Genomic DNA, 425 nt, shown 5'->3' on the forward strand with positions numbered 1-425 from the left:
CTCGCTCAGCCGGCCGTCCCGCGACGGGCACAGCGGGCACTCGTCGGCCGGCGGGTGATACGTGCGGCCCTGCCGGTGCGAGGCGATGGCGACGGAGTCGCCCAGGAGTTCGTCGCGGCGGATCTCGGACGTGGTCACGGTGGCGTCCAGCGGGCGGCGGTCGACCGCGTCGCGCACGGTGTCGTCGGCGAGGTCGTAGTAGATGAGCTCGCGTCCGTCGGCCAGCCGGGTCGAGGTCTTCTTCACTGTGGCACTCCTCCGCACCCGCCCGTTACTCAACACAATCGAACATAACACATCACAACTCATCAGCCAACGTCGCTCATCACAATCAAACAAAGAACGTGTACGAACGTGTTCAGCTATTGAACACGGAGGCGTAGATTCCGCGTCGGATCAGTTCGCGAACGAAGCGAGTGCGTATG

General features: G+C 64.0%; 1 pseudogene. It reads right to left on the reverse strand.

Going from position 1 to position 425, the window contains the following annotated elements:
- A pseudogene (locus LPA54_RS39850) lies at positions 1-246 on the reverse strand (galactose-1-phosphate uridylyltransferase); the annotation flags it as partial.
- Between the last annotated feature and the right edge of the window lie 179 nt (positions 247-425).

Source organism: Streptomyces sp. DH12, from assembly GCF_020873895.1.
Lineage (GTDB): Bacteria > Actinomycetota > Actinomycetes > Streptomycetales > Streptomycetaceae > Streptomyces.